General features: G+C 54.8%; 20 protein-coding genes and 1 riboswitch. Of the genes, 8 read left to right on the top strand and 12 right to left on the bottom strand.

Features of this window, described 5'->3' with window-relative positions:
• The first annotated feature begins 167 nt into the window (after positions 1-167).
• Positions 168-2,066: a Hint domain-containing protein gene (locus ACP7IZ_RS02380; protein ID WP_426847692.1), complete on the top strand. Its 1,899-nt coding sequence runs from the start codon at positions 168-170 to the stop codon at positions 2,064-2,066.
• Positions 2,067-2,146: 80 nt separating this feature from the next.
• Here the strand turns inward: ACP7IZ_RS02380 and ACP7IZ_RS02375 are convergent, their stop codons facing one another.
• The 5 genes from ACP7IZ_RS02375 to msrB all read right to left on the bottom strand — a co-directional run bounded on the left by ACP7IZ_RS02375 (position 2,147) and on the right by msrB (position 6,469).
• Positions 2,147-2,344 carry a hypothetical protein gene (locus ACP7IZ_RS02375; protein ID WP_426847691.1) on the bottom strand — a complete coding sequence of 66 codons (198 nt, stop codon included), beginning with the start codon at positions 2,342-2,344 and terminating at the stop codon, positions 2,147-2,149.
• 49 nt (positions 2,345-2,393) lie between these two features.
• Entirely contained in the window at positions 2,394-4,010 is a 1,617-nt protein-coding gene (locus ACP7IZ_RS02370) for a bifunctional aspartate transaminase/aspartate 4-decarboxylase (RefSeq protein WP_035351046.1), read from the bottom strand.
• Positions 4,011-4,125: 115 nt separating this feature from the next.
• Positions 4,126-5,334, bottom strand: a complete 1,209-nt coding sequence (locus ACP7IZ_RS02365; RefSeq protein WP_426847944.1) for an AI-2E family transporter — start codon at positions 5,332-5,334, stop codon at positions 4,126-4,128.
• 197 nt (positions 5,335-5,531) lie between these two features.
• Positions 5,532-5,969 carry a DUF4112 domain-containing protein gene (locus ACP7IZ_RS02360; protein ID WP_426847690.1) on the bottom strand — a complete coding sequence of 146 codons (438 nt, stop codon included), beginning with the start codon at positions 5,967-5,969 and terminating at the stop codon, positions 5,532-5,534.
• A 32-nt stretch (positions 5,970-6,001) separates the two neighbouring features.
• Positions 6,002-6,469, bottom strand: a complete 468-nt coding sequence (msrB, locus tag ACP7IZ_RS02355; protein ID WP_426847689.1) for a peptide-methionine (R)-S-oxide reductase MsrB — start codon at positions 6,467-6,469, stop codon at positions 6,002-6,004.
• Positions 6,470-6,636: 167 nt separating this feature from the next.
• Here msrB and ACP7IZ_RS02350 point away from each other — a divergent pair, with 167 nt between their 5' ends.
• A complete protein-coding gene (locus ACP7IZ_RS02350; RefSeq protein WP_426847943.1) occupies positions 6,637-8,058 on the top strand; it encodes a cryptochrome/photolyase family protein in 1,422 nt (473 codons plus the stop codon).
• Between the two features lie 70 nt (positions 8,059-8,128).
• Here the strand turns inward: ACP7IZ_RS02350 and ACP7IZ_RS02345 are convergent, their stop codons facing one another.
• The gene (locus ACP7IZ_RS02345) at positions 8,129-9,823 is read right to left on the bottom strand and encodes a Hint domain-containing protein (RefSeq protein ID WP_426847688.1); all 1,695 of its coding nucleotides are present in this window, start codon (positions 9,821-9,823) and stop codon (positions 8,129-8,131) included.
• Between the two features lie 209 nt (positions 9,824-10,032).
• On the opposite strand from ACP7IZ_RS02345, the gene ACP7IZ_RS02340 reads away from it, so the two are divergent.
• From ACP7IZ_RS02340 to ACP7IZ_RS02320, 5 genes are all read left to right on the top strand, one after another.
• The gene (locus ACP7IZ_RS02340) at positions 10,033-11,118 is read left to right on the top strand and encodes a helix-turn-helix transcriptional regulator (protein WP_426847686.1); all 1,086 of its coding nucleotides are present in this window, start codon (positions 10,033-10,035) and stop codon (positions 11,116-11,118) included.
• 275 nt (positions 11,119-11,393) lie between these two features.
• The gene (locus ACP7IZ_RS02335; RefSeq protein WP_426847685.1) at positions 11,394-12,860 is read left to right on the top strand and encodes a sodium:solute symporter; all 1,467 of its coding nucleotides are present in this window, start codon (positions 11,394-11,396) and stop codon (positions 12,858-12,860) included.
• A gap of 22 nt (positions 12,861-12,882) precedes the next feature.
• Positions 12,883-13,815 carry an N-acetylmuramic acid 6-phosphate etherase gene (locus ACP7IZ_RS02330; protein WP_426847684.1) on the top strand — a complete coding sequence of 311 codons (933 nt, stop codon included), beginning with the start codon at positions 12,883-12,885 and terminating at the stop codon, positions 13,813-13,815.
• Positions 13,815-14,801 (top strand): N-acetylglucosamine kinase, encoded by a 987-nt coding sequence (locus ACP7IZ_RS02325; protein WP_426847683.1) that lies wholly within the window; start codon positions 13,815-13,817, stop codon positions 14,799-14,801. The genes ACP7IZ_RS02330 and ACP7IZ_RS02325 overlap by 1 nt, the downstream gene beginning before the upstream one ends.
• On the top strand, positions 14,798-17,047 hold the full coding sequence (locus ACP7IZ_RS02320) for a beta-N-acetylhexosaminidase (RefSeq protein ID WP_426847682.1): 2,250 nt from the start codon (positions 14,798-14,800) through the stop codon (positions 17,045-17,047). Before ACP7IZ_RS02325 ends, ACP7IZ_RS02320 begins: the two co-directional genes overlap by 4 nt.
• 77 nt (positions 17,048-17,124) lie before the next feature.
• Here the strand turns inward: ACP7IZ_RS02320 and ACP7IZ_RS02315 are convergent, their stop codons facing one another.
• From ACP7IZ_RS02315 to ACP7IZ_RS02290, 6 genes are all read right to left on the bottom strand, one after another.
• The gene (locus ACP7IZ_RS02315) at positions 17,125-17,886 is read right to left on the bottom strand and encodes an ABC transporter ATP-binding protein (RefSeq protein ID WP_426847681.1); all 762 of its coding nucleotides are present in this window, start codon (positions 17,884-17,886) and stop codon (positions 17,125-17,127) included.
• Positions 17,880-18,893, bottom strand: a complete 1,014-nt coding sequence (locus ACP7IZ_RS02310; RefSeq protein ID WP_426847680.1) for a FecCD family ABC transporter permease — start codon at positions 18,891-18,893, stop codon at positions 17,880-17,882. Before ACP7IZ_RS02310 ends, ACP7IZ_RS02315 begins: the two co-directional genes overlap by 7 nt.
• Positions 18,890-19,801 (bottom strand): ABC transporter substrate-binding protein, encoded by a 912-nt coding sequence (locus ACP7IZ_RS02305; protein WP_426847679.1) that lies wholly within the window; start codon positions 19,799-19,801, stop codon positions 18,890-18,892. Before ACP7IZ_RS02305 ends, ACP7IZ_RS02310 begins: the two co-directional genes overlap by 4 nt.
• Positions 19,801-21,975 carry a TonB-dependent receptor plug domain-containing protein gene (locus ACP7IZ_RS02300; protein ID WP_426847678.1) on the bottom strand — a complete coding sequence of 725 codons (2,175 nt, stop codon included), beginning with the start codon at positions 21,973-21,975 and terminating at the stop codon, positions 19,801-19,803. The genes ACP7IZ_RS02305 and ACP7IZ_RS02300 overlap by 1 nt, the downstream gene beginning before the upstream one ends.
• 136 nt (positions 21,976-22,111) lie before the next feature.
• Positions 22,112-22,346: riboswitch (cobalamin riboswitch) on the bottom strand.
• Positions 22,347-22,400: 54 nt separating this feature from the next.
• Positions 22,401-24,113: a Na+/H+ antiporter gene (locus tag ACP7IZ_RS02295; protein ID WP_426847677.1), complete on the bottom strand. Its 1,713-nt coding sequence runs from the start codon at positions 24,111-24,113 to the stop codon at positions 22,401-22,403.
• A gap of 65 nt (positions 24,114-24,178) precedes the next feature.
• Positions 24,179-25,102, bottom strand: coding sequence for a LysR family transcriptional regulator (locus ACP7IZ_RS02290; protein WP_426847676.1), 924 nt, complete (start codon positions 25,100-25,102; stop codon positions 24,179-24,181).
• A 157-nt stretch (positions 25,103-25,259) separates the two neighbouring features.
• On the opposite strand from ACP7IZ_RS02290, the gene ACP7IZ_RS02285 reads away from it, so the two are divergent.
• Complete coding sequence (locus ACP7IZ_RS02285; protein ID WP_150178656.1) at positions 25,260-26,033, top strand: SDR family oxidoreductase; 774 nt, start codon at positions 25,260-25,262, stop codon at positions 26,031-26,033.
• The last annotated feature ends 172 nt before the right edge of the window (positions 26,034-26,205 follow it).

The following is a 26,205-nucleotide window of genomic DNA, read 5'->3' as shown; positions in this document are numbered from 1 at the left end:
TTAAAAAAACGCGCTCATTCGAAGTAAATATTTCTCCCATTCCTGTTTTGATAATATTTCCGTAACTTTGTTGTTTAGGAAATATTAATGTATTTTTGGAAGAATATTAGATATTTCTTATCCAAATTATGGATTTGAAGCCAACTGCATATTCAAGGCTCCAAAACATGGCAGATGACGTAACAACCATTTCCACCAATACAAGTTGGACAAACTACAACGGCGGCGGTACGCAATCCACTGATACCCCACCAGATAACGCGACATCCGGCTTGGGCACAGGCCCAACCCTGAACGTAACCAATGGTGCGTTGCTTGAAATTTCGGGCTACCTCAACCTCAATGCGGCAACCATTAATATTACAGATGGCGCCACTGTTTCTGTTGTGCCTGCTCTTCTTGGTGGAGATCTCACCAACGCGGCTGGGGGCACCGTTAATATTGATGGCGGCACACTTACCGTAAGCAATGAATTCAACGGTAATCAGGCCGTTTACAATATTACCAACGGCACATTATCCGTTGGGCATGATTTTAACGGCAACGTGGGTGTTTACAACATTTACAAAGGTGGCGTGCTAGATGCCGGCACCAATTATTCCAATATCAACGATGCACGTTTTAATATTGAAGGCGGCACGGTTGTTTTAGCGGGCATTGCCAATATTGATGGTAGCAACAAGATTGATTTCCACAACATTCCCGGTGGTCAGCTTGTTATTGGCAGCACATCTTTAAGCGATCTTTCAGGAGATTCCCTGAATGTCGAAAACTTTGTGTATGGAGATCAGATCAAGATTGCCTCCAGCACATCTTATAGTGATAATACGCTGTCCACTGCCGTAAGTGGGAATGATCTGCTTATCCAGTCCACCGTTGATGGTAAAACCACCACGGTTGTGACCATTAAAGGATATGCAACATCTTCCGCCGCCAATGTAGAGCCCGCCCCCACCGTAACCTACAGCGATGGCTACATTCTGTTTGGTGAACAGAGTGATACAGGCGCATGTTTTCTGGCAGGCAGCATGGTGCGCACCCCGCAGGGTGATGTGGCTGTGGAAGACATTCAGGCAGGCACAGATATTTTTGTATATGACTGGAAAAACAACACAGAAACCACACAGCAGGTTATCTGGGCTGGGCAGGCCTTTACTGTTGTAACCCCCAGCCTGCCGGATGATGAAGCCGGATACCCTGTACGCATTCTAAAAAATGCTTTGGCAGATGGTGTGCCTAACAAGGATATGCTGGTAACGGCAGAACATTGCCTGTTCTTTAACGGGCAGTTTGTGCCTGCGCGTATGCTGGTAAATGGCGCTTCCATTTTTTACGATAAGTCCATCACGTCTTATCCATATTACCATATAGAAACAGCAGACCACGCCGTAATCTCGGTAGATGGTGTGCTCACAGAAAGCTATCTGGATACAGGCAACCGCCGTAGCTTCCGCCAAATTGGCAATGTTGTGCAGTTACACGGCAAAACGCGCACATGGGCGGAAGATGCCGCCGCCCCATTATGTGTGGATGCTGATTTTGTAAAACCGCTTTTTGATAACTTCAAAAATCGCGCAAGGCATGTCGCAGGCAGCCAGAGACCTGCCGCCCCCGCCACCTTAACAGCAGACCCCAACCTGCACCTTGTTACGCAAACAGGGGCTGTTATCCGGCCAGTACGCTATGCCAACCAGCATTACAGCTTTATACTGCCGCCGGGCACGCAGTCTGTTCAGATTGTTTCCCGCGCAAGCCGCCCGGCTGATGTGGTTGGGCCTTTTGTAGATGATCGGCGCCTGTTGGGCGTTGCGGTGGCTGATATTCAACTTGTAACAGCCCGTAAGCGTGCAACCCCCATTACGGCGCACCTTCAGCCTCACAAACCGGCTGGCTGGCATAATATGGGTTGGGCCGAATGTGCATGGACAAACGGCAACGCCACCCTGCCGCTAGATGCACAAACAGACCGTAACGAAATTGCCATGCTGTCCATTACCCTACAGGCAACGGGTGTTTACCCGCTTGTAGAAGACGTGCAGCCAAACGCGCAGATACGTTCTGCCTGATAGGTTTTTAAACCTTTCAGCTATCATAAAAAGAGGCCCTGCTTTTACAAACAGGGCCTCTTTTTTATTTTGTAATCTTTCTAGAACTGCACAGTTGGAATAGGTTTTTCCTCACGCTTCATCAAGGCTTCTGCACCAAGCAGAACATCCACATCGTGCCCTTTTGCACCCACCTTCATAATCGCCACGTTGGAACCCGGTGGGTGCAAATCATCTAGCTTGCGCACAGTAACGGTTTGGTGGCTGCCGATGTGCTCCTTAAACTCTGCGTTTAGCAAGGCACAGGTTTCCACCAGACAGACATCTCAAGGATGTAAGGAAAACACGTTATTCCCCTTTACTGTTCAGCCCTTTTTCCTGCCGGTAGCGGTCATAATACTCACCGGCCATGCGGCGCAGGGCGGCCCCAATGGCGGCGTATTGATACTCGTTCAGGTTGGCCAGCGAGGCACGGGCCGAGGGGCGTTTCACGGCAAAGCCATCACCTGGCAGCAGCACAACGCCTGTTTCCTCTGCAATACGGAACAGGATTGTCTGGTAATCCATACGTGTCATCAACCAGCGGGCAAAGCGGGTGCCGTAAAGCTGTGTCACCACATTTACCAAATCTATCAGCGTGTAATAATGCGTGCTGCCAGCATCATCCGGGGCTTTTACGCCCAGATCTCGATACAGGGCCAGTTCGCGCCGGTGCAGCAAACGCTTAAGGGCGTTTTTATACGCATCCCGCCCATCTATTAACGCAAACAGGGCAAACAGCACCATTTGCACCTGCTGCGGGGTAGAAAGCCCTGCTGTGTGGTTAAGGGCCACGGTGCGGCTATCTGCCACCAGCCTATCCAAAAACTTCAGGCCGCGCACATCTGGCGTAAGCGAGGCATAGCGTTTATCCAGCTCAACCTTTTCGGCTTCTGGCAGCGCCGCCAGTGCCTCATCCAGCACGTTTTGTTCGTGCATGGCAATCACACCCAGACGCCAACCCGTAGAACCGAAATATTTGGAGAAGGAATACACCAAAATAGTGTTATGCGGGCAGATGGCATAAATAGAGCGGAAATCATCTGCAAACGTGCCGTACACATCATCTGTTACAATAATGAGGTCTGGCCGTTTTTTAACAATCTCGGCAATGCGGGCCAGCCCTTCATCACTTATCCGCACAGATGGTGGGTTGCTGGGGTTAACCACCAGAAAGATCTTAACGGATGGATCAAGCAGCTTATCCAGCTCTTCATCCGGGTATTGCCACCCTTGTTCCGGGCAGGCGTTAATGGCCACTTCCTGCAACTGGTAATCACGCAGTTCGGGAATTTCTACATACGGGGTAAACACCGGCATGCCGATGGCCGCTTTATCACCCGGGTTGATCAGCCCGTTTTCACGTAGCGATGCAAAAATATAGCTAATGGCCGCCGTGCCACCTTCCAGCGCAAACAGGTTTGTTGTGCTTTCTGGCATGGTGCCGCCTGCCATTTCGTGCAGCAGGTAATGGCGTACCACTTTTTCCGTATAACGCAGCATGCGCGGCGGTGTGGGGTAATCACAGCCTAAAATGCCGGATGTAATTTCCAGCAAAAATTCATCTGCGGGCAGGCCAAGCTGGTCGCGCACATAAGATACGGCACGGCGCAAAAAGGAAATACCCGGCACGTTCTGGTTATCTGCCAAAAACGCCTCAAACCGTGCCTCTATACCCTCACGCCGGGGCACACCGCCCACGCCTTCTGCCATGTAGGAAAAGGTTAAAGCAGAATCTGCCGCAGCAAACATACCAAGCTGGAAAAACCCTTGCCGGGGCAATGTCGCCAGAAAATTGGGGTTGCCACGCCCGGCATCCAACATGGCGCGCTGGGCACGGCCAGAGGCCAGCTTTATGAGCTCATCTTTCAGTTCAAATGGGCTGAGATGACGAAATTTTTGATACGCATCCGGCGTGGTAGACATGCGGGGTTTCCTTCCTGCGGAACTTCTTGCCACCATCAGCTTGCATGTCCTGTTCTATTATGACCAGTGGGAAAGTGTAAAATAACAGCGGTTTGGCCCCTTGTGTGGGGTGCAATTACACTTCCTCGTTCGGGGGGAGAGGTGCAGAAAGACGGCTGGCTACAGCCAGAAGCACCGCCGTAATGGGGGAGGCAAAAATAAAACCCCACATACCCAAAAACGCACCAAAAATTGTTTGCGAAAGAATGGTGAGCGCAGGCGGCATCCGCACCGCACGTTTTTGAATGAAGGGAGACATCACATACCCTTCAAACGTCTGGATAGCAGCATACAGGCCCGCCACCATCATGGCCTCACGCGGGCCAACGGAAAGCGCAATCAGCAACGCAGGCACGGCCCCAATAAACGTGCCCAGATACGGCACAAAATTGGCCAGCCCCGCCACCAGCCCCAAAGGCAGCGCCAGCGGCATGCCCAGCAGGGAAAGGCCGCTCCATGTCAGCATGCCCACAACTGTCATATCCAGCATCTGGCCCGCCACCCAAGCAGTTAGGGCGTGCCCGGTTGTGAGCAACACAGTGCGCATGGTGCTGCGATAGGCCACAGGCGTTATGCGCAAAATGCCATTGGCATACAGGTGGGGGGAAAGCGCAAAATACACCCCGGCAATAATAATCACCACCATGGTGCCAACCGAACCAAAGGTGGATGTCAGCACGTTGGTCATGGAGCCAGCAAAATCCATGCCACCTTCTGAGCCCGCACGCCCATCTGGCACCATGTTGCCCCCCAAAAAGCGCGGGAAGTGGTCCAGCACCGCATGGCCCAGCGGGTTGCTGTCCAGCATGTTGTGCAGGGCATCACGCTCGCTGGTAAGGGCTTCATGCAGGTGCGAAAGCTGCACTGTCAGTTCCGGGCCGGACACATGCACCACAAGGGAAAGCGCGCCCACAAGCACCAGCACAAACAGCATGACAGAAAGCCACTGCGGAATATGCAACAGGCGGGAGATAATGCGGGCTGCGGCATGCAGCACCACCGCCACAAGGGCAGAGGCAAACACCACCATCACCACCGCGCCGCCAGAGCTTACAAACAGCCCAGCCGCCGTAACCGTTACCACCATAACGGCCAGCCGGTAAAAGCGGCGTACCGTGTTTTCCAGCTTGTGAACAGATGCCTCCAGCCCCGCAAGCTGCGGTGCCTCGGGCGCATGGGCCGTAGATGCGGCTGGCGTTGGGGCGTGATGGGTTGGGGCGCTGCTATCTGGCGGTTGCACGGCGTGTTTTCTCCTGCCTGCGGGGCGGAAGAACACAGGGCGCACTGCACCCTCTGCCAACCACCGGCATTTGTGCCGTTGTGCTGCAAAATGGCACCGCCCACACCCTTTTTTCTTGCAACGCAGGCTAAACGTGGCGGGCCACCCTGCCTGTTTTGCCTGTTAACGTGCCAGACATGCAAAAGGGCCACCCCACCGGGCAGCCCTTATGACAATGAGGCATATTTTTTAAAAACGATGCCTTACTTTTTGCGCGTGGCAGCAGAGGGCGGCACACCCAGCCAGCTTTCCATAACGGCCACGTTGCGCATGTTGGCCTTAAAGGCAATGTCCAGCAGATCACCCGCCACAGGCACCACATCCACAGCGGCTTCTATGGCAATATTGCCTATCATACGCAGCAGCAGTTTGGGGGGCAGGCCCATGCGCCATGCCTCCCACACCACATAAAAGGAAAGCAGGCCCATAACCGTGCTGCCACCGCCGGGCACCAGCCCCACAATGGCATCTGCCCCTACCCTTACGCGGGTGCCGGGCAGCCTAATGGCGGCATCCAGCAACCACGCAAAACGGCGCGCCCGTTTAAGGCGGCGCAATGCATCCGCAGAGGGCTGCCCGTGTGCAGACTGCCCGCTTTGGAAAGAGGAAAACCCGGTATGAGCCAGAGCATGTGTTGTCATGCTTCCTCACGTAAGCAGGAGGCATGCTGCTTTCAAGAGGCCCAGCCGCTTGTATGATCCATAGCGGTGGCGCCTCCAGCAGAAGTTGCCCGTTGCGGATCTGGCCTGAAATCCAGCGCCAAACCATTCATGCAATAACGCTGGCCTGTGGGGGGCGGACCATCAGGAAAAACATGGCCCAAATGCCCTTCGCACTGTGCGCAATGGGCCTCTGTGCGCACCATGCCGTGGCTGGTATCTTTGTGCGTAGCAACGGCGTTGGGTTCTGCCGCCCAAAAGGAAGGCCAGCCACTACCGCTTTCATACTTGGTGTGAGAGCGGAACAGCAGCGCCCCACAGGCCGCGCAATGATACGCCCCCTCGCGCTTTTCATGATTCAGTGGGCTGGAACCGGGATACTCCGTTCCGTGGCCAAACAGAATCTGCTCCTGCTCTGGGGTAAGCGGGCCACGCGGGCCGCACCCACCGGCACCGCAGCTGCCTGACAAAGAATCTGACATGGCTAATCGCCTTTCCTGCCGTGTTTACAGTTGCATGTTACGGCACCAACAACGTGCATGGCTATAGTTTGGCACCTTCACACTCTAGCGACTGCCAAAACCAACGCCGCCACAAAATACAGCCTACCCCATTGCATGTGCGCATCTATACCGGCACCACATGGCGTATGGTTAATGCACCCTCCCCCGCCCCTGTTCTGGTTTTGCTACGAGATGATTACCGCGTGGCTGATAACCCAGCCCTGCACGCGGCCTGCGCAACGGGGCAGCCCGTGCTGTGCGCCTATGTGCAGGATGCCGCTTTGCAGGATGCCCCCACCACCCGCATTGCAGGTTGGGCGCAAGCCGCGTGTGCGCAACTGGCCACCAGTTTGCATAAACAGGGGCAGACTTTGTTAATGTTATCCGGCCCAACGCGGCTTTCTGTTCCCGCATTGGCGCAGGCCGTAAATGCTACAGATGTGTTCTGGAACCGTCGGTATGATGCGCCAGGCATTGCGGCGGATACGGATGTGCATGCCAGCCTGAAAAAACAGGGGGTGACAGTACACTCCTGCACCGGCCGTTTGTTGTTTGAACCCTGGGCCATACGCACGCAGGCGGGCCAGCCTTACCGTGTGTTTACCGCATGGTGGCGCGCCGCGCGGGATTTGCCAGAACCGCCACCGCCGCTGCCAGCACCAGACATGCGCGGTAAAAATTATGTGCCAGCTTGCGCCCTCAATCTGCCAGAAGGCGTGCGCCTTGGCCGCGTTGGCACGCAAATGCCCCCTGCACTGCCCGGCTGGACAAGCGGAGAACAATGCGCCCACGCCAACCTGCACCGGTTTATAGAAAACGCGCTAGAAGATTACGAAACACAGCGAGACAGAACCGATGCCACGTATGGGACATCACTGCTTTCACCTTATATTCGGGTGGGGCAGATTTCTGTACGCCAGATCTGGCATGCCATCCGCCATGCTGCACACCTGCACCCACAACTGGCCGCAGATGCCGAAAAGTTTTTGGCAGAACTAGGCTGGCGTGATTTTGCGTGGATGCAGATGTTCACCACGCCAGACCTTGCCACCCGCAACCTGCGCGCCGAATTTAACCACATGCCGTGGCGCACAGATGCCACAGATTTGGCAGCATGGCAGCAGGGGCAAACGGGGTTTCCGCTGGTAGATGCCGGTATGCGCCAACTGGCCCGCACGGGCTGGATGCACAACCGCGTGCGCATGGTTGTGGCCTCCTTTTTAACCAAACATCTTCTAACAGACTGGCAAAAAGGCGAACGCTGGTTTTACACACACCTGTTGGATGCAGATGCCGCCGTAAACGCCATGAACTGGCAATGGGGCGCTGGCACAGGCATTGATGCCGCGCCGTGGTTCCGTATTTTTAACCCGGTGGGGCAATCTGAAAAATATGATCCATTAGGCCAATATATTCGTACATGGGTGCCAGAACTGGCGGCGCTGGATAACAAAACCATCCACACACCTTGGAAAAGCACGCAACGCTTAAATTACCCACCCCCGATTGTAGACCTTAAGCTGGGCCGCCTACGTGCATTGGAGTGTTGGAAAAACCTGCCCAAATAGCACGCGACCATTATAAAACAGGCCCCACCCCGATAGAGGTAGAGCCTGTTATTGCCTTTAACTTTTAAAATCAGGCAGAAAGAACCTGTGCCTTTTGGTCTGCCTCATGCAGCAGGTAAGGCCCGGCGGCACGAATGGTCATGGACAGAAGGCCCATTTTACCTTTGGTAAAATCACCCATAGGCAGCACGGCGTTGCCGTTTGTCCATGCGCAATCTGTCCAATCGGTATCATACCAGCCTTCGGGCTTTTCCGCCTGAAGATGCGCTGTAATGGTATGCAAATTTTTGGCTGTGATAAAATGCACATCCGCCACAGCTACGCCCATCTGGCGCCGATCATCCACAAACGGCCCGATAACATCAGCCGGACGGCTGGCGCGGGAGACAATGCGCACAGACTGCGTATGAGCTGGCAACATAAAGCTGTAACGCTGGCCATCCTGCCGCACTGGCCGAATAATTGCCCCTGCCTGCGTAACCAGATGCAGGTTGGAATCTGTAACCATAACAGCCTGTTCTACTGGCACGTGGCACCCAGTTACACTGTTTTCACGCGCTTCCAGCTTGTGGAACAGGGGTTCAACAAATGCGCGGTCCACACAAAGTGGGGCGCCTGCATCTTCTGTCCAGCTCCGCACAGCGCCACGCAGGGTTGCCACCTTGCCTTCCTGACGGAAAGACGCACGGTTGCCCGTATCCAGATAGCTTTCTGTAAGCATACCATCGGCAGTGATAACCGAATGCTGTGCTGTTTCTACATGGTAGTAATCATAGGAGAGAATGGACTTATCGTAAAAAATAGAGACACCATTTACCAACATCCGCACCGGCACAAACTTGCCATCAAAGAACAAGCAATGTTCTGCGGTAATCAGCATATCCTTGTAGGGCACGCCATCTGCAATGGCATCCTTAAGAACGCGTACCGGGTAGCCTGCCTCATCATCCGGCAGACCTGCGCGCACCATGGCGTGCGCCTTGCCAACCCATACAACCGGACGCGTGATGTCTTTGTTGTTTTTCCAATCGAACGTAACAACCTGATCACCAATCTGGAGATCTTCCACCGCAACATCCCCTTCGGAAGTGCGGATCATGCTGCCAGCAAGAAAGCAAACAACAGTGGTGGCATTCAGATAGGTTTTGCCATCTACGTTTGTAACCGTAAAAGTGGAGCCTTCATTGGCAGCAGGCAACTGAAAGGATGCTGTGCCCTGAATGGGCTGGCCATTATCTGTAAGGGTATAAACACCATCTTTATACGTCACACCATCTGCAACTGTACCATCCAGCACAATGGTATCGTTTACAGAAATATTGGTGATGTACTGAATGATAGTCAGGTTTGTACCGGCCCCGACTTCGATTGTTCCATTGCCGCCGGAAAATTGGATCTGCCCCGGCACGTTGGAAGAAACACCATCCAACAAAAGAGTGCCGCCATTGCCAACCACAACGGTTGAGCCTGTTGCAATTTTATCTGAGTTATCAAGCGTTAATGATGCACCACCCGAAACGGTAACTGTTGCGGCACCATCTGAAGAACCACCAATATTCCAGCTAGTTGCTGTAACAACGGCATTATTAGTTATAGAAATAGTGCCTGTAGTTGATGCATTAGCGTCAGAAACCGGAATACCCGGCGCGACATACTGCGTTCCAGTAATATTTCCAGATTCATTAATGCTGATAACGCCGTTGCTATCTGGCCCGATAACCGACTGACTTCCGTTAGTCGGCTTAAAAATAATCGACTCAGCCATTTGTTGTACCCTTTTACGTGGTTTTGCCTGCGCCGATTACGCTTTGTTTGGAAAATATCATCCACTACCATATGGGGCGTGTTTGAAAAAAAATAATTATACCAAATGGTATATTGCGTTTGTATCGCATTAACTTATTGTGCGCGTGCCGTTGAGGGCAACCGTGTACTCTTTGAGTAAATATTACTCAAAAATGGATATTCACAGACATGCTTTCAGAAATAATAAGAAATATATACGCAACTATTGACAATAGAAGTCTATGGAAAAAATCACTTGCCACTATTGCAGAATACTGTAACGGAAGCAATGAAGGTGGGGCTGCACTGGTTCCTTTAGACCCAGATTGTGTTCAATGGCGTTATGGAAGCAGTAAAAACGAAGAATCTGACTTACTTTATTACTCTCAATGGAGAGGACAATCTCCATTAACATCGCACAAACCCCAAAGTATGCCTGGAGATTTTTGTTACATAGACGATAGTTTTCTAACGGATAAAGAGCTCGATCACTCTCCATTTTATCAAGAATATCTCAAAAATTTTGGCGTCCGAAGGCTACAGAATTGCCTTTTTGAAAATTTCCAAGGCAAAAAATTTCTTTTATCCGTACAAAACCCCATCAACGCCCCGGCTGATACAGCCTCAAGGTCCAAGAAAAAACTCATAACGCTTATTCCGCATATCATACAGGCTATAAATATAGGAGATAACTTCTATTATAACAAAGATACAAAAGATTGTTTTCAGTGCCTTATTGATAATATGCCTTATGCTATTGCCATTTTTGATAAACAAAACAATGTTCTGTTTGCAAACCACAAGATGATAGATATGGAACAATATGGTATTTTTATTATAAACAACAGAATTAAAAATAATTATGAAGATTCTAAAATAAAAATAGAAAAATTATTAAAATCCACCGAAAAAGATACATATCTTACGTTCTCAACCAAATCACAGAAAAAGTTTATTGCGAAAATTGGTTTTTTCAACAACATCAATAAAAATCATCAGGATATTTCTCTTCTTTTCCCAAAGTTTCTTATTATCCATGATTGCCATATCAATAAAAATACCGAAAAAATACTTAAAAACTTCTTTCTATCCCCAGCACAATCCAAAATTTCTTGCATGATTGCAAATGGAGTTCCTGTAAAGGAGATCGCTAAAACGCTTAATATTACCGAAGGCACAACCAGACAAACTATTAAGGAAGCTTTTAACCGTCTGGATATTAACAGTCAGGTCAAGCTTGCTTCCTTCATAAAGGACATAGATTGTTTGCCATAATTATAGCCGCATAACATTAACCCCCTACTTGTTTAAAAGCAGTGTGGTTCTGTTTCGGAACAGAACCACAAACCAATACATGGTCCAATCCGGGCAGACAGATAGGGCGCCAGATAATTTCATCTCACGCCAAGGCGGCCCTTTTCTCCAATTCCCACACAAGAAATCATGCGCCTAAGCTGTTGATCTTTCATGGCGGCAAAACTACGCTGGCACTGTTTCTTCCAAAATAGTTTTTAGCGTCGCCCCATCATGCCAAAATCCTTACGCCAGATATGACATTTGCCGATCTGCTGGTCATGCTGGCGTATCTTACAGCCCTGCCCCTTCTGGCGCTGGGGCTTGCTGGCCGCCAAACCTCCGCCACAGCATACCTTGAAGGGCATGGTGATCTGCCGTGGTGGGCACTCTGCCTTTCCCTTGTAGCAACAGAAACCTCTACCCTTACGCTTATCAGCGTGCCCGGCATTGCCTATGGTAGCGGCATGGTTTTTGTGGGGTTGGCCCTTGGGTATCTGATAGGCCGCGCCATTGTGGCCTGGAAGTTTCTGCCCCTATATCAATCGGGCAAAATGCTCAGCGCGTATGATTGGCTGGGCCAGCGCTTTGGCGCTTCCATGCAGCGTATGGCGTCCTCCACATTTTTAATCACACGCTTGCTGGCAGAAGCTGTGCGTCTGTTTGCAGGCATGTTGCCTCTGGCTGCTATGTTGGATGCCGCACATATGGGCCTGCCCCATGCTGCGTTGCTGGGCGGTATTATGCTGGTTACGCTGTTTTATACGCTGTGCGGTGGCCTGCGCGCTGTTGTGTGGTCAGATAGTATTCAGTTCGGGCTGTATCTGTTTGGCTCTGCCGCCTGCCTTGCCCTGCTGTGGCAGGTGGCCCCTCCGGGTGTGCTGCATACGCTATATGCTGCGGGGCGGTTTGATTTGTTTGTGAACCACACGCCACCTTTTACCAGTTCCTTTACACCACTGGCGGCTCTTTTGGGCGGCACGGTGCTTTCTGTAGCCTCGCACGGAACAGATCAGCTTATGGTGCAACGCGTATTGGCGGCCCGCTGCCTGCGTGATGCACGGCTGGCCCTTATGGGCAGTGCTGTGGGTGTGGGCCTTTTGTTTGCGCTGCTTTCTGGCGTGGGCGTGCTGCTATGGGTGCATCATGGTGGGGCCACCCTGCATCAGGCCGGATTTGCCACGCCAGATGCCATTTTTCCCGCCTATATCGCGCAGGAACTGCCCTCCGGCTTGCGGGGGCTAATGCTGGCTGGCGTACTGGCTGCCACTATGGGGTCTCTCTCCGCCACGCTTTCCGCCATGACAGCCGCCACAATGGGAGATTTTGCAGCCCCCTGCGCATGGGCGGCCCGCAAACTTGGCCTTTCCGGCCTTGGGTTTGCACGGGTTGTTACCTTGTTCTGGGCTGTAGCATTGGTGGTGTGCGCGGGCATGTTTGCACAGGGCAGCCAGTCTGCCGTGCTGGTTGGGCTTTCTATTGCCGCATGTGGGTATGGCCCCATGCTGGCCAGCTTTATAGCGGGCATGGCATGGCCGGGCCTGAAGGCGCGCATATTAGCCCCCGCCTTTGGCCTGAGCGTACCGCTTATGGTGCTGGCCATGATGTATCTGCACCCCTACGGCAAACCGCTGGCTTTTGTCTGGCTGATTGTGCTGGGCATGATCACACTGTTTGGGCTGGTCGGCCTGCGCTATGTGATACAAAAGAAAATACGCCATTAGTTTTATACAAAGGGTTCCACTTATGCTCCAGCCTGCCTCTGTTCCGCTTGCCCACACAGAAACGCTGGATGCCCGCTACACAGATCTGGACATATGGCCCACAGGCACGGTGCTGGAAGCCCTGCTGGAAAGCCAGCTTGGGGCCGTTGCCGCTGTAAAATCCGCCCTGCCGCAACTGGAAGCCGCCATTACAGCCGCCGTACCGCGGTTAGAGGCCGGAGGCCGCCTGTTTTACGTGGGCGCAGGCACATCGGGCCGTATTGGGTTGCAAGATGGGGTGGAGCTTATTCCCACCTATGGTTGGCCTGCTGAACGGCTGGTGCTCATGCTGGCAGGCGGTGATGCCGCGCTGTTTAACCCCGTTGAAGGGGCGGAAGATGATGAAGCCGAAGCCCGCCGCGCCATAAGTGCCCATGCCCCCACCGCGCAGGATGTTGTTATTGGCGTGGCGGCCAGCGGTGGCACGCCTTATACCTGCGCTGCGCTGGAAACTGCCAAGGCTGCGGGCAGTCTGTGTATTGGCATGTCATGCAGCCCAAACACACGCCTTTTGAATACTGAATACCCGGTGCTGATCCAAACCGGGCCGGAAGTGGTGGCAGGCTCCACCCGTATGAAGGCCGGTACGGCGCAAAAAGTAACCCTTAATCTGCTGTCCACCACGTTAATGATCCGCTTGGGCCATACATGGCGAGGGCAGATGGTGGATATGCGCATTGTTAACGCCAAGCTGGTGCGGCGCGCGCACCGCATGTTGCGCCATCTTACGGGCTGCACACAAGCGCAGGCAGAAGATGCCCTGCAACACGCTCACGGCAGTATCAAGCTGGCCGTGCTGCTGCGCCACGGGTTGGATGTTCTGCAGGCCCGGCAGCTTTTAACGTTGTGTGGCGGGCATTTGCGCAAGGCTCTGGCGCGTATTGCGGCAAAAACCCCCGCAGAGGCCTCAGCCTAATGGCCGCCCACCCCACCATTCTGGCGCTGGATGGCGGCGGCACCCATACGCGTGCGGTGGTAATAGCACCAGATGCCACCGTACTGGCGCAGGCTACTGGCCCCGGTTGCAACCCGTTTGATAGGCCAGAATGGGCCGAAAACCTGCGCCACCTTCTGGCACAAATGCCACGCACCACTTTGCAATCTGCCGTGCTGGGCATGGCAGGGTATGATACCGCACGCCCTTCCTCCGCCCAGCAGGAACAGGTAGCCCGCGCAGCCCTTGGCCCCGATGTGCGGCTATGGTTAGAAAATGATGTGGAAACCGCACACCGCGCTGCCTTTGCGGGCCAAGCAGGGGTGTTTGTGTTGGCGGGCACTGGGTCTGTCGCCATGGCGGTGGGGGCAAACGGGCAAACAGCCCGCGCTGGTGGCTGGGGCTGGCTTTTGGGGGATGAAGGCGGCGGTTACTGGATAGGCCGCAAAGCGCTTGGCTATGCCACGCGGTATCTGGATGATCCTTCCGTGCCTTTTGCCGCTTTTGCGCAAGCGTTGCTTCTTAGCCTGAACCTGCCCACCACAGGCCCCACCGCACCAGACGCCCTGCGAGAATGGCTGCGCACCCGCACGCACCCGCGTTCCGCCGTGGGTGATGTAGCCGCAACCGTACACACATTGGCCCAGAATGAAGAAACATACGCCATAGCCCTACTGCGTGCCGCTGGCGGACATCTGGCAGAACTGGCCCACACAACAGCCAAACAGGTAAGCAACCTGCCGCCTTCTCCTCTGCCTTTGGCGTGGAGCTACGGCGGCAGCGTGATGCACAACCCCGTTGTGCTGCAAACCGTCACATCCCTGTTGGGCACAAAACCGCACCCCGCTACGCTGCCCCCTATTGGTGGTGCGGTATTAAAAGCAGCAGAACTGGCCGGATGGCATAGTGATGCCACATGGATCTGCCAACTTGCCCGCAATCTCACGCACGGAAAGGCGATTGCATGATAAAGGGGTTTTCCATCCGCACTGGCTTACGTGTTCTGGCCGCCGGGTGCGCCGTAGGTGTGCTGGCAGGTTTTGGCGCAAACCTTGCCCCTGCCAGAGCAGATACCGCGCAGCCCGCGGCGTTTAACGCACCGCAGCCACCGGTTATCATGCCTGCACCCAGTACGCTGCAAACGGATGGATCTGCTTTTGCCTTGCCTGCCCAATGGCAGGTTATCTGGCAAAGCCCCCCTACCCCGCTTTTAACCCGCGCCATGCAACGTTTTGCAAACCGCATGAGTGGAGTGGCCGGGCAAGAGGTTTCTGTAGAAAATGCAAAAAAGGGAAAAGACCAAAACACTTTTCCCATCCACATTCAGTATGCGCGTGAGGCCAGTTTTCCCGCCCCCACCATGCGGGAGGATTATACGCTGGATGTGGGGCCAGATGGCATAACCCTAACGGCGCAAGGCCCTGCTGGTGTGCTGCATGGTTTGGCCAGCATTGTGCAGCTTGTACGGCGTGAGGCCACAGGCCCGGTTATGGCGCAGGCGCATATTCAGGATAGCCCACGCTTTGCATGGCGCGGGCTGATGCTGGATGTAAGCCGCCACTTTATGTCCATCCCCACCGTTGAGCGGCAGCTTGATGCCATGGAAATGGTAAAACTGAACGTGCTGCACCTGCATCTTTCAGATGGTGCGGCATTTCGGGTAGAAAGCAGGCATTACCCGCGCCTGCAAAAAATCAGCAGCCACGGGCAGTATTACACGCAGGCCGAAATCCGTAATCTGGTGCAATATGCAGCAGAAAGAGGCATTCGCATTGTGCCGGAATTTGATACGCCGGGCCACAGCTTTGCCATGCTGCTGGCCTACCCGCAATACGCCTCTGTCCTACCCATGAACACAACAGACCGTGCCGAGATCAACCGCGCGGCGCTAGACCCCACAAACCCCGCCACCTACAGTTTTGTGCGTGGGCTGTATGCTGAAATGTCCGCCCTGTTTCCAGATCCCGTATTCCATATTGGTGGGGATGAGGTGGTGGCCAAACAGTGGACACTTACACCCCGCATTGCACGCTACATGCAGGTGCATCATTTTGCCACACCGGCTGATTTGCAAGCCAGTTTTACAAACCGCGTAGCGCAAATGCTCAAAGCCGATGGTAAAACCGTTATGGGGTGGGATGAGGTTCTGGCAGCCAATGTGCCGCCCCACACCATTATAGAAAGCTGGCGCGGCCCAGCCAACACAGCAAAAGCCGCAGAAGCAGGCCTGCCCGTAGTGGTATCCGGCCCGTATTATCTGGATAGGCTGCTGCCTGCCTCCGCCTATTATGAGACAGACCCGCTAGACACCCGCAAAGATGCCGCAGAGGCACAGGCCGCAGCCCAAACCACTGGCCCCGGCGGCACCATTGCCACCCCCACAGACACCAAACCCGAAGCCCCCGTACCCCCGTTAACAAAGCAGCAAAAAACCCTGATACTGGGGGCCGAAGGCGCATTGTGGACAGAAGTGGTGGATGAAGACATGCTGGATGCCCGCCTATGGCCCCGCATGGCCGCCGTGGCGGAGCGGTTTTGGTCCACCCCGCAAAACTGCGTGCCTCAAACCCTGTATGGCAGGCTGGCGATTACTCAGGATAAGCTGGACCTTATGGGCTTGAAAAGCCGCGAAGATGCCGATGCCCTGCTAGACCGCCTTGCAGCGGGTGAAACACAAGCCCCGCGTGTGCTGCTAAGTGCTGTTTCCCCCATACGCAATTACGCCCATAACCACGAATTTTTACAAATCCGCCACAAGCAAACTGCCACGGAACAGGATTTAAATACCCCATCAGACATTGCCAGCCCAGACAGCTTTGAGGCTGAAAGGTTCAATGCCGAGGCTGCTGCCTTTGTAAACGGCAAGGTGGAACTCAAGCCGGAGCTGGAACGGCAACTCACCATCTGGGCGGATAATGATGCCGCGTTTCATCAGGTTGCAGCCCGCCATGCCGCGCTTACGCCCGCACTGGCGGCATCTACCCGGCTGGCTGCCCTTGCCCGTGCAGGGCTGGCGGCACTGGGTACAGAGCGCACACCCGGATGGCGTGAACAGGCGCGGGAAACACTGGATGCAGCGCGTAAGGACATTGCAGCTTCATCCTCCATCCATGTTGTCACCAACACGCCCCAACCTGCGGGGGATTTAATCCAGCGTATTGTACCGGGTGTGGAAGCATTGGTAACGCGTGAAGGCGGATTAACCCTGCCCTAAGAACGCATTTTTGCAAACGCGCCACCGCAGCATATTTCTGTATGGCTGCACGGACACGTGTAAAAATGCTACTCTGCTTACTCTGGCTGTGTCGTGCATAAATCCCACGGCACAACGGCGTTTTCTACCCGCCGCGTGGTAACACCGTAAGTTTGGCGCACCATCTCATCTGTCAGGCAGGTGGGGGGAATGGTATGGCGAATATGGCCTTGCTGCATGAGCACCAAGGTTTTGCAAAAACGCGTGGCCAGCAACAAATCATGCAGCACCACCACAACGCACGTGCCCTGTGCCGCCAGTTTGCAAAACACCTGCATAACCGCCAAGGCATGGGCGGGGTCCAACGCAGCTACGGGTTCATCTGCCAGCAAAATGGGGGCCTGCACCGCTAAAGCACGCGCCAGCATGAGCCGTGCACGCTCTCCACCAGAAAGTTGGCTGGCTGGACGATCCGCCAACCCCATTAACCCCACTTCCGCCAAAGCCTGCGCCACTGCCGGATGATGCAAGGCCTGAGCGGGAGATTCCCCATAGGGCAAGCGCCCCAGTGATGCCACCTCCCGCACCGGCATGGGCGGAAACGGCGGCACATCCTGCGGCATATACGCCATAAGCCGCGCACGCTGGGCCAATGTAAGCTGCTGCAAAGGCGCGCCATCACACACCACATGCCCCTGCGTGGCGGGTAACAAGCCCGCCATAATGCGCAACAGCGTGCTTTTGCCAGCACCATTAGGGCCTATGAGCGCTGTTACGCTGCCAGCCTTAAACCGCGCATTGGCGGCTTGGAGAAGCTGCGCGCCCTCTATGCTGAAACCAACATTCTGCACATTTAACATGACAGCATGTTCCGTTTTCTAAACAAGATAACACGGTGGAAGAACACAGGCGCCCCCACCAAGGCCGTTACCACACCCAACTGTAATTCTGTGCGCCCGGCCATAAGCCGCACTGCCAGATCTGCCGCCAGCAAAAGCACAGCCCCGCCCAAAAATGCTGGCACCATAAGCCGAGATGGCCGATGCCCCGCCAAAGGCCGCAACACATGCGGCACCACCAGCCCCACAAACCCGATAGCGCCAGAAACCGCAACGCAAGAGCCCACAGCCAATGCAGTGCCCACAACCACGCGCATTTGCACGCCCCCAACACCACCAAGCCGAAAACCAAGGCTTTGTGCCACGTCCTCCCCCATTGTTAGGGCATCCAAGGCGCGGCCACAGCCCATAAGCAGGGCACACCCCACCACCACGCCGGGCAAGGCCAGCAGCACATCATTAAGGGTGCGATCTGTTAAAGACCCCATAAGCCAGTGCATGATTTCAAACGTGGCATAGGGGCTGGGCACCAAGTTCAACACCAGTGCGGTAAGGGCTGCGGTAAAACTGCTCACTGCCGCACCAGCCAACAACAACACCAACGCGCCACCACGCCCCACCAGCGCCACAAGCAACATGGCCGTAACCAGCGCACCGGCCAAACCACCCAAAGGCAGCAAAGCCGAGGCTATTTGAAAAAGCCCTGTATAGAACACGCAAACAGCCCCAAGGGCTGCCCCACCAGAAACACCTAAAAGCCCCGGATCAGCCAGCGGGTTGCGCAAATAGCCTTGCAGCACCGCACCACTCAGCCCCAACGTGCCGCCAACCATAAGGGCCAGCAACATACGCGGCAGGCGCAACTGCCCCATAATAACTGCACCTATGGAATGCGCACCAGCCCACCAATCTGCCAAGGCGGCTGGCACGTTAATGCTGCTTTCCCCCCACCACAAAGAGGCCACAGCCATAACGGCCACCAGCACCACCAACAGCGTGTTCAGCACAACGGGGCGCAAGGGCTTCATGGTTGGGTTTCCTTTACCGTAGGCTGCGTAATGGGTGGGTTTTGAAAATTCTTTGCGCCATCATCCACAATGGCATCCCGCGCGTGACGTAATGAGGCAACGGCATCCAGCGTTTGTGGCAGCCCACACAGCCAAAGGCGCGCTGGCACATCCACAACATGTGGCGGCGCAAACATGGCCAGCATAACCGGGTTGGCCAGCATGGCCTGTGCAAGAGAATGACCGGGGCCGGAGGGATCGCGCACCAGTAAATCTGGATGATAAGCCAACAGCACTTCCAGCGGCACGCGCCCGCCCAAAGGTGGCGTGCCTGCCGTGGTGGCAAAGTTACGCAAACCGGCATGAGCCAGCACATCATCGGGCAAACTATGGGCATGCACCACAAAGCCATTGGCCTCATACACCACGGCTATGGGGTCTGATAGCTGGCGGGGGGTGGCAAGTTCCGCCAACCGGGCTTGAAATGCCGCCACAAGCTGCCGCCCGCGTTCGGGGTGCCCCACCGCATTGGCAACTTGCATGATCTGGTCTGGAATATCCGCCAAGGAGGATGCGGGCGGAAGCGTAAGCACTTTGGCCCCTACCTCCTTTGCGGCCCGCACGGCCAAGCGGGCTGTAAAGCGGCCTGCCAGCACCACATCTGGTTTGGCGGCCAGCACTGTTTCCGCCGTGGATTGCAACACCGGCACGCCCTGCGCCTGCTGGCACAACACAGATTCCGTGCAATCCCGCGCCAAAGTTGAAAGGCCTATAATATCCTTGTGGTCTGCCAACATAAGGGCAAGCTGATCTGTGCATAGGTTAAGCGATGCCACACGCTCTGCCCGTGCCGCCCCAGGCGCAGGCACCGCAAGGGCTGCACCCAGTACACACATACCCACCCGGCGGAGGATTACGGAAAGCTGCATCAGTAATTCAGCGTAAAGCCGCCATAACCTGCGCGGCCGGGCTGAAGGTAGCCTATGGGGCTTTCATACTGGCGGTTCAGCAAGTTATCTGCCCGCGCAAACACCGTTACATAGCGGTTGATTTTATAACTGGCCGCCAGATCTATGGTGAAATATCCGTGGTCTTTACCGCATGTGCTGCAATACTGGTACGTATCGGAAATAACCGGCATATCACGCGCGCCGCTGACATACAGAATATTGCCCGAAAGCGAGAGCCCATCCACCGGCTGCCATGTGGTGTTGAAATTGAACTTGTGCTGCGGGCGGCGTTGGAGTTCTTGCCCGGTAGAGGCATCTCGCGCGTGGGTCCATGTATAGTTCAGGTTGAAATCCAGCGTATCCAGCGCTTTCCAATCCAGATACGCTTCCACGCCATACATGCGGGCACGGGCGACGTTATTGTAGGAATAGGTGGAGTAATAATTTTCGTAAGAACTTACGGACTGAATAAGGTTGCGCACGTGGTTTTCATACCATGTGGCCCCAAAATGCAGTTTGTCATGCGCCAAGGTTTGTTCCACGCCCACATCATACCCTATCAGGCGCTCGGCCCGCAGGTTGGGGTTTCCCTTTTCCGCATAGCTGGTGGAAATCTGGTTGGCAAAAAGCTGATACAATGAAGGGCCATGAAAACCACTGCCTGCACTGGCCTTGATAACCGTGCCGCTGTGCGGAATATGAATGGCCGGAGCCACGCGCCACGTTACATAATTGCCGTAGCGGGAATTGGCATCATACCGGATATTGGCCGCACCATATAAAATCTTGTTCCAGTTACCCTGATACTGCCCATACCCTGCCGTAGTATCCATGCCTGCACTGGTGCTGAACGGCGTGGAAGATGGCGCGCTATTTCCTTGGCTGGAATTAAACGTATCATGAAAATGCTCTGCCCCCACAAGCAGAGATCCGTATTTATCCAGATTAACGGTGCCGTGCCAGTCTATCTTGATACGGCTGGTGCGGTAATATGTGGGATCATACTGCAAGGCATCGCCTTCAAGGGTTGTGCCGGTTTCTGTCCAGCTTCTGCGGCCTGTCATATACCCCAGACCAATAACCTGATCGAACCTGCCCCCAAATGAGGACAAATGCGCAGTGCCCCGCACAATGGCCTGATTTTGCGTGGTATGTTCACGCTCGCTGCTCACATCACCGTAATATCCCAAGCGGCTGTAATATTCATCTTCCATATTATAGCTGCTGTACGTGTGCAGATTGCTCTGGATCAGCCGGGCCGTTAGCCCCAGATCAAAATTATGCGTCACATCATAGCCAAGGCGAATATTGGCGGAACGGTTATCGTTTCTATCCCCCCGGTGGCGCTGTTCCTTATCTGCGCCAAAATAGCGCCCGATATAGCGCGGGATTTCATGAAAGCCATCCTGCCGGTAATGAGAAAGCTCCACATTGTAATGGAACTTTCCCTTACTGCCGCGCGCGCCCATAACCTGATTAAACGTGCCGTAAGATCCACCTTCCACCCGCACAAAGGGGGTGAACCTGCCCTGCCCCTGTGCTGTGGTTATATCAATCACCCCGGCCATGGCATCCGCCCCGTACAGGCCACTTTGCGGCCCGCGCAAAATTTCTATGCGGCCCATGCCATCGGTTACAAACTGCGCGGCATCAAACGCGCCAGAGGTGGAGCTGCCATCGTTAATATCCATGCCATCCAGCCGCACTTTTACCTCGTTGGCATTGTTGCCACGCATGAAAATAGAGGTGGTGCCCCCAAAACCGCCCGAACGCACCACATTCAGCCCCGGTTGGCGGGCCAGAATATCTGTTAACGTGCGGCGCTGCTGGGTGAGGATCTGCTTTTCTGTCACGATCGTCATGGCCGTGCCAATTTCATCCGCCCGCATGGGCCGCCGTGCGGCGCTAACCGTAATGTAATCCGGGTAAGCCTGCGTGCTGCGTGCTTGCACAGCTTGCGTGCCCTCCGCCCCAGCCGAAACAGGCGCATTTTGTGGTGCCGGAACGGTGGCAACGGGTGTTACTGCCGCCTTGGTGGCCACAGTATTTTTGCCCGTTGATGTGGCAGGGGTTGGGGCATCTGCCGCCCTAACGGCAGTGGTTTCTACCAGCAGCAAAGATGAGCCGGTAAGCAAAAGGGTTTTAAGGCGCATGGGTTTAGGCAATCTCGCGGTTTAACAGCGTTGCCACGAGACTTGGCCCGGCTTTTTCCACCACAGGGGCACAAACCACCCCATAGGCTGACCGCTAGCCCAGCCTGCCAGCACACCCCGGCTGACATGCCCCGTCTGCAACTGTGTGCTGATGGCAGGTCTCCTGGCTTGCGGTTTTTTCGGTTGTGGCACCCCTTCCCGGAAAGGTTTGTTCCAGTGGGCCAGCGCGTAAGGCGCTGTGCGTGCACATCCATGCCGCTTACAGTTGCGGGGACAGCCCGGGAATATCGCAAAACCATTGCAGGCAATGGCGCGGGCACCCGGTTCCCTTTTCATTCCCCTGAGGGGAAACCATCATGCGGTGTGGTTTACAGGCTGGGGGTGGCTTGTCAACAAAAGCACGCTACACGTTTGGCAGGCTGGCTTTAGGCCTCCCGCGGGAGGCGCTGAGACTGCGAGCGGATTACCTGCTCCTCATAATCCAGTTCCTGCTGGAGCTTCCATTCTGTTTGGTCATTGATCTCTCTGCGCGATGTCATATCCCGCATGGCCTGCCGTTCTGCCCGCAGCAATTGCAGGCGCAGGGCCAGATCCATACGCGCATGGCGCAATGCCCGGTTACGATCCAGCGGCGTAATGCGCGGCGTTTCATCCTCCTCTTCCAACCGGCTGTGATACAGTTGGTATAGGCGGTCTATTACCTCCTGCCGCAGGGCTTCATCTGCGGCACTTTGCCCCTCCGGTTTGGCCAGTGCGGTGCCCTTTGGGTTGGGCGCAGGCGGCTGCGTGCGCGCTTTTGTAAGCACTGCAAGGGCTGCGCGTATCAGCTTTTGGCGGGCCATATTTTCTTCCTGCGCATTCTTATCCACCGTTTCGTGCGGCAAAAAACGCAGGCACAGAGGAATGAACACACTGGCTGCCAGCAGGGAAAGCACAATTACACCTGTAGCCGCCACCACCACGGCATCGCGCATGGGAAAGGCATCTGTGCCATCTGTTCCTTCTGGCAGGGAGAGCACAGCCGCCAGCGTAACGGCCCCGCGCACTCCGGCAAATGTCAGCAACAAGCTGCCTGCAAAGCCCGTGGGTTCAAACGGCAGGCTGCCAATACGCGCCACCACCCAACGGCCAAAAACGGATGTCCATACGCCTGCAAACCGCATGGCCAGCATAATGGCGTATATTTGCACCACAAACAGGCCAACCTGCCACAAAGCCACATCGTATTTATGGCCCAACGCCACGCCGTGTTGCAGCAATTCTGGCAACTGCAAGCCCAGAAACAAAAAGATAAGCGCGTTAAAAACGTAGCTGACAATGTTCCATACGGTTGTGGCCTGCAGGCGGGTAAAGGTGGCGGTATCCTCTATCATGCCGGAAAGTTTAAGCACCATGCAGCCTGCCACGGCGGCCAGAATGCCCGAACATTCCACCGCTTCCGCCGCTGCGTACATTAAAAACGGCAAGAGCAGCACAAAGATGATTTGGGATTGCGGATCATCATACCCACGGCGCACCAGCACGCGGTTAAGCTTAACAGCCAGCCACGCCACCGCAGCGCCCACCAGCAAGCCGCCCAGCGCCACCATTAAAAACGTGCCAAAAGCCTGCCTGTAAGAAAACTCCCCCGTAAGGGCATCGGCCATGGCAAAGCGAAAGCACACAAGGCCGGAGGCATCGTTAAACAGGGCCTCACCAGATAAAATCTGCAACAGCCGATTGGGAACTTTGCGCCCTTCAATAAGGCTGGAAACAGCTACCGTATCTGTGGGGGAAAGCGCTGCCGCCAGCGTAAAACAGATGGGCAAGCCCAGTTCTGGCACAATCCAATGAATAGCATAGCCACATACCAGCGTGCTGATAACCACAAGCCCAAAGGCCAAAAACAGAATGGGGCCGCGCAGTTCTGAAAACTCACGCAATGGCATGCGGAATGAATCTGCAAACAGCAAAGGCGGCAGAAATACAAACATGAACATATCTGGCTGCAAGCTGACATGCATGCCCGCCAACGCCGCAAACACACCCAGAATGATAAGAATAACCGGCTGCGGCACCTTTTGTTTAAACAGGGCAACAAGCAGGCTGCTAACGGCCGCCAGCAAAAGCAGCAGCAGAATGTTTTCTACGGTTAACATGGCTTGCGCTCTTTGGGCGTGTTTAGGCGTTTATGCAACGGGCATTATGCACATACACGCCACCTTTACGGAGCAGCGGCAACAGGGCGTAAAACCTGCTGGCGCACCAGTTCTTCCAGCCATGCGGCAAACACCTGCACCCGCATGGAAAGATGCCGCCGGTGTGGGTAAAGCAACGCCATGGGCAAAGGGGCCGCACACCATTTGGGCAGCACTTTTACCAACTGGCCGGTATGCAGGTAAGAGCGCACATCATACGCGGGTATCTGAATCATCCCCAACCCAGCCAGCGCACAGGCTATAAGGGCCTCTGCACTGTTTACTGTCACACGGCCCGGCATATCCAGCGTGTGGGTTTGGCCGTTTTCTTCCCACTCCCATTGTTCCACGCGGCCATTCTGGGGAGAGGCATAATTTACGGCCTCGTGCCCATGCAGCAGGTCTGCCGGGCATTGGGGCGCACCATGCTGATGCAGATATGCCGGGCTGGCCACGTTTATCAGCTTTAACTCCCCCATACGGCGGGCAATCAGGCCGGAATCCTGCAAAGGGCCCACGCGCAGCACGCAATCCAACCCTTCTTCCACCAGATTAACGGCCCTGTCCGTTACCCCCAGCTCCACCGAAAGGCCGGGATATGTTGCCAGAAAATCGGGCAATGCCGGGGCCACTATCAGCCGCCCAATGCGGCCGGGCATGTTAACGCGTAATACGCCTTGCACGGCACTTTCGTTCTGGCGGAACAGGTTTTCTGCTTCCTCCACATCCGCCACAAGGCGCAGGCAGTGTTCGTAAAACGCGGCGCCATCTGGTGTGGGGGCAACGGAGCGGGTTGTGCGCGTTAACAAACGTGCACCCACGCGGCTTTCAAGCTGTTGCACGGCGGCAGACACACTAGAGCGCGGCATGCCCAAGGTTTCTGCCGCGTGGGTAAAACTGGCGGCCTCCACCACACGGGCAAAAATACGAAAAAGGTCTATTCTATCCATACACGTTAGCCTTGTGGCGGTTGCCTTATTGTTCGGTAAATCTGGCAAGTGTTGTCAGAACATACAGCTTTATCCGGCTATTGTAGCTGATACGGTGAAAATAGAAAAACGGGGGCCACCATCCATGCCCCCTCGATCATGCAAGGGAGCAGCCAACATGGTAGACCACAGCATTAAAGGCAAAACCGTTCTGATAGCCGGTGGCGCCAAAAATCTGGGCGGGCTGATTGCGCGGGATCTGGCGGAACACGGTGCAAAAGCCATTGCCATCCATTACCACAGTGCGGCCAGCAAGGCGGAAGCAGATGCCACGGTGGCTGCGGTAAAAGCCGCAGGCGCACAGGCCGCAGCTTTTCAGGCAGACCTTACGCAGCCAGGTGCTGTTGCCAAACTGTTTGCAGATGCCAAAGCCGCTTTTGGCGCGCCAGATATTGCCATTAACACTGTGGGCAAAGTGCTGAAAAAGCCGATTGCAGACACCACGGATGAAGAATTTGATTCCATGTTCGCCATCAACACCAAGGTGGCGTATCAGTTTATCCGTGAAGCCGGAAACCATCTGGCGGATAACGGCAAGCTGCTCACACTCGTCACATCTCTGTTGGGGGCTTACACGCCGTTTTATTCCACCTATGCGGGTTCCAAGGCTGCGGTAGAACACTTTACCCGTGCGGCCTCTAAGGAATATGGCGCACGTGGCATTTCTGTTAACGCCATTGGCCCCGGCCCCATGGATACGCCGTTCTTTTACGGGCAGGAAAGTGCAGATGCTGTGGCTTACCACAAAACGGCAGCAGCGCTTTCTCCCTTCAGCAAAACGGGCCTGACAGATATTGAAGATATTGCCCCGTATGTGCGCTTTATTGTTTCTGAAGGCTGGTGGATGACGGGCCAGACCATTCTGGTAAACGGCGGTTACACCACAAAATAACATCTGCCTTGTGCCCGCAGGCACAACGGTATGCGCAAGGAGGCCACGTGTTGCATGTGGCCTCTTTTTTTGTGCCTTGCTCTGGGCGCAAAGCTGTTGCGCGCGTGCAACAGCCCACAGAAAGCTGCACGCACACGGCTCATTCCTGTTGTAATGTTATACTATTACATAA

Origin of the sequence: Acetobacter sp. AAB5 (assembly GCF_050106715.1) — a bacterium.
Lineage (GTDB): Bacteria > Pseudomonadota > Alphaproteobacteria > Acetobacterales > Acetobacteraceae > Acetobacter > Acetobacter oryzifermentans.
This window is presented reverse-complemented; position numbering and strand designations above follow the sequence as displayed.

Coding starts and splice junctions, on each gene's coding strand:
- ACP7IZ_RS02370 (WP_035351046.1), bottom strand. CDS start 4,010: ATGTCTACCACGCCGGATGCGTATCAAAAATTTCGTCATCTCAGCCCA.
- msrB (WP_426847689.1), bottom strand. CDS start 6,469: ATGTCAGATTCTTTGTCAGGCAGCTGCGGTGCCGGTGGGTGCGGCCCG.
- ACP7IZ_RS02315 (WP_426847681.1), bottom strand. CDS start 17,886: ATGTTAAATGTGCAGAATGTTGGTTTCAGCATAGAGGGCGCGCAGCTT.
- ACP7IZ_RS02360 (WP_426847690.1), bottom strand. CDS start 5,969: ATGACAACACATGCTCTGGCTCATACCGGGTTTTCCTCTTTCCAAAGC.
- ACP7IZ_RS02310 (WP_426847680.1), bottom strand. CDS start 18,893: ATGAAGCCCTTGCGCCCCGTTGTGCTGAACACGCTGTTGGTGGTGCTG.
- ACP7IZ_RS02320 (WP_426847682.1), top strand. CDS start 14,798: ATGATAAAGGGGTTTTCCATCCGCACTGGCTTACGTGTTCTGGCCGCC.
- ACP7IZ_RS02300 (WP_426847678.1), bottom strand. CDS start 21,975: ATGCGCCTTAAAACCCTTTTGCTTACCGGCTCATCTTTGCTGCTGGTA.
- ACP7IZ_RS02290 (WP_426847676.1), bottom strand. CDS start 25,102: ATGGATAGAATAGACCTTTTTCGTATTTTTGCCCGTGTGGTGGAGGCC.
- ACP7IZ_RS02305 (WP_426847679.1), bottom strand. CDS start 19,801: ATGCAGCTTTCCGTAATCCTCCGCCGGGTGGGTATGTGTGTACTGGGT.
- ACP7IZ_RS02285 (WP_150178656.1), top strand. CDS start 25,260: ATGGTAGACCACAGCATTAAAGGCAAAACCGTTCTGATAGCCGGTGGC.
- ACP7IZ_RS02345 (WP_426847688.1), bottom strand. CDS start 9,823: ATGGCTGAGTCGATTATTTTTAAGCCGACTAACGGAAGTCAGTCGGTT.
- ACP7IZ_RS02350 (WP_426847943.1), top strand. CDS start 6,637: ATGGTTAATGCACCCTCCCCCGCCCCTGTTCTGGTTTTGCTACGAGAT.
- ACP7IZ_RS02335 (WP_426847685.1), top strand. CDS start 11,394: ATGACATTTGCCGATCTGCTGGTCATGCTGGCGTATCTTACAGCCCTG.
- ACP7IZ_RS02340 (WP_426847686.1), top strand. CDS start 10,033: ATGCTTTCAGAAATAATAAGAAATATATACGCAACTATTGACAATAGA.
- ACP7IZ_RS02330 (WP_426847684.1), top strand. CDS start 12,883: ATGCTCCAGCCTGCCTCTGTTCCGCTTGCCCACACAGAAACGCTGGAT.
- ACP7IZ_RS02325 (WP_426847683.1), top strand. CDS start 13,815: ATGGCCGCCCACCCCACCATTCTGGCGCTGGATGGCGGCGGCACCCAT.
- ACP7IZ_RS02295 (WP_426847677.1), bottom strand. CDS start 24,113: ATGTTAACCGTAGAAAACATTCTGCTGCTGCTTTTGCTGGCGGCCGTT.
- ACP7IZ_RS02380 (WP_426847692.1), top strand. CDS start 168: ATGGCAGATGACGTAACAACCATTTCCACCAATACAAGTTGGACAAAC.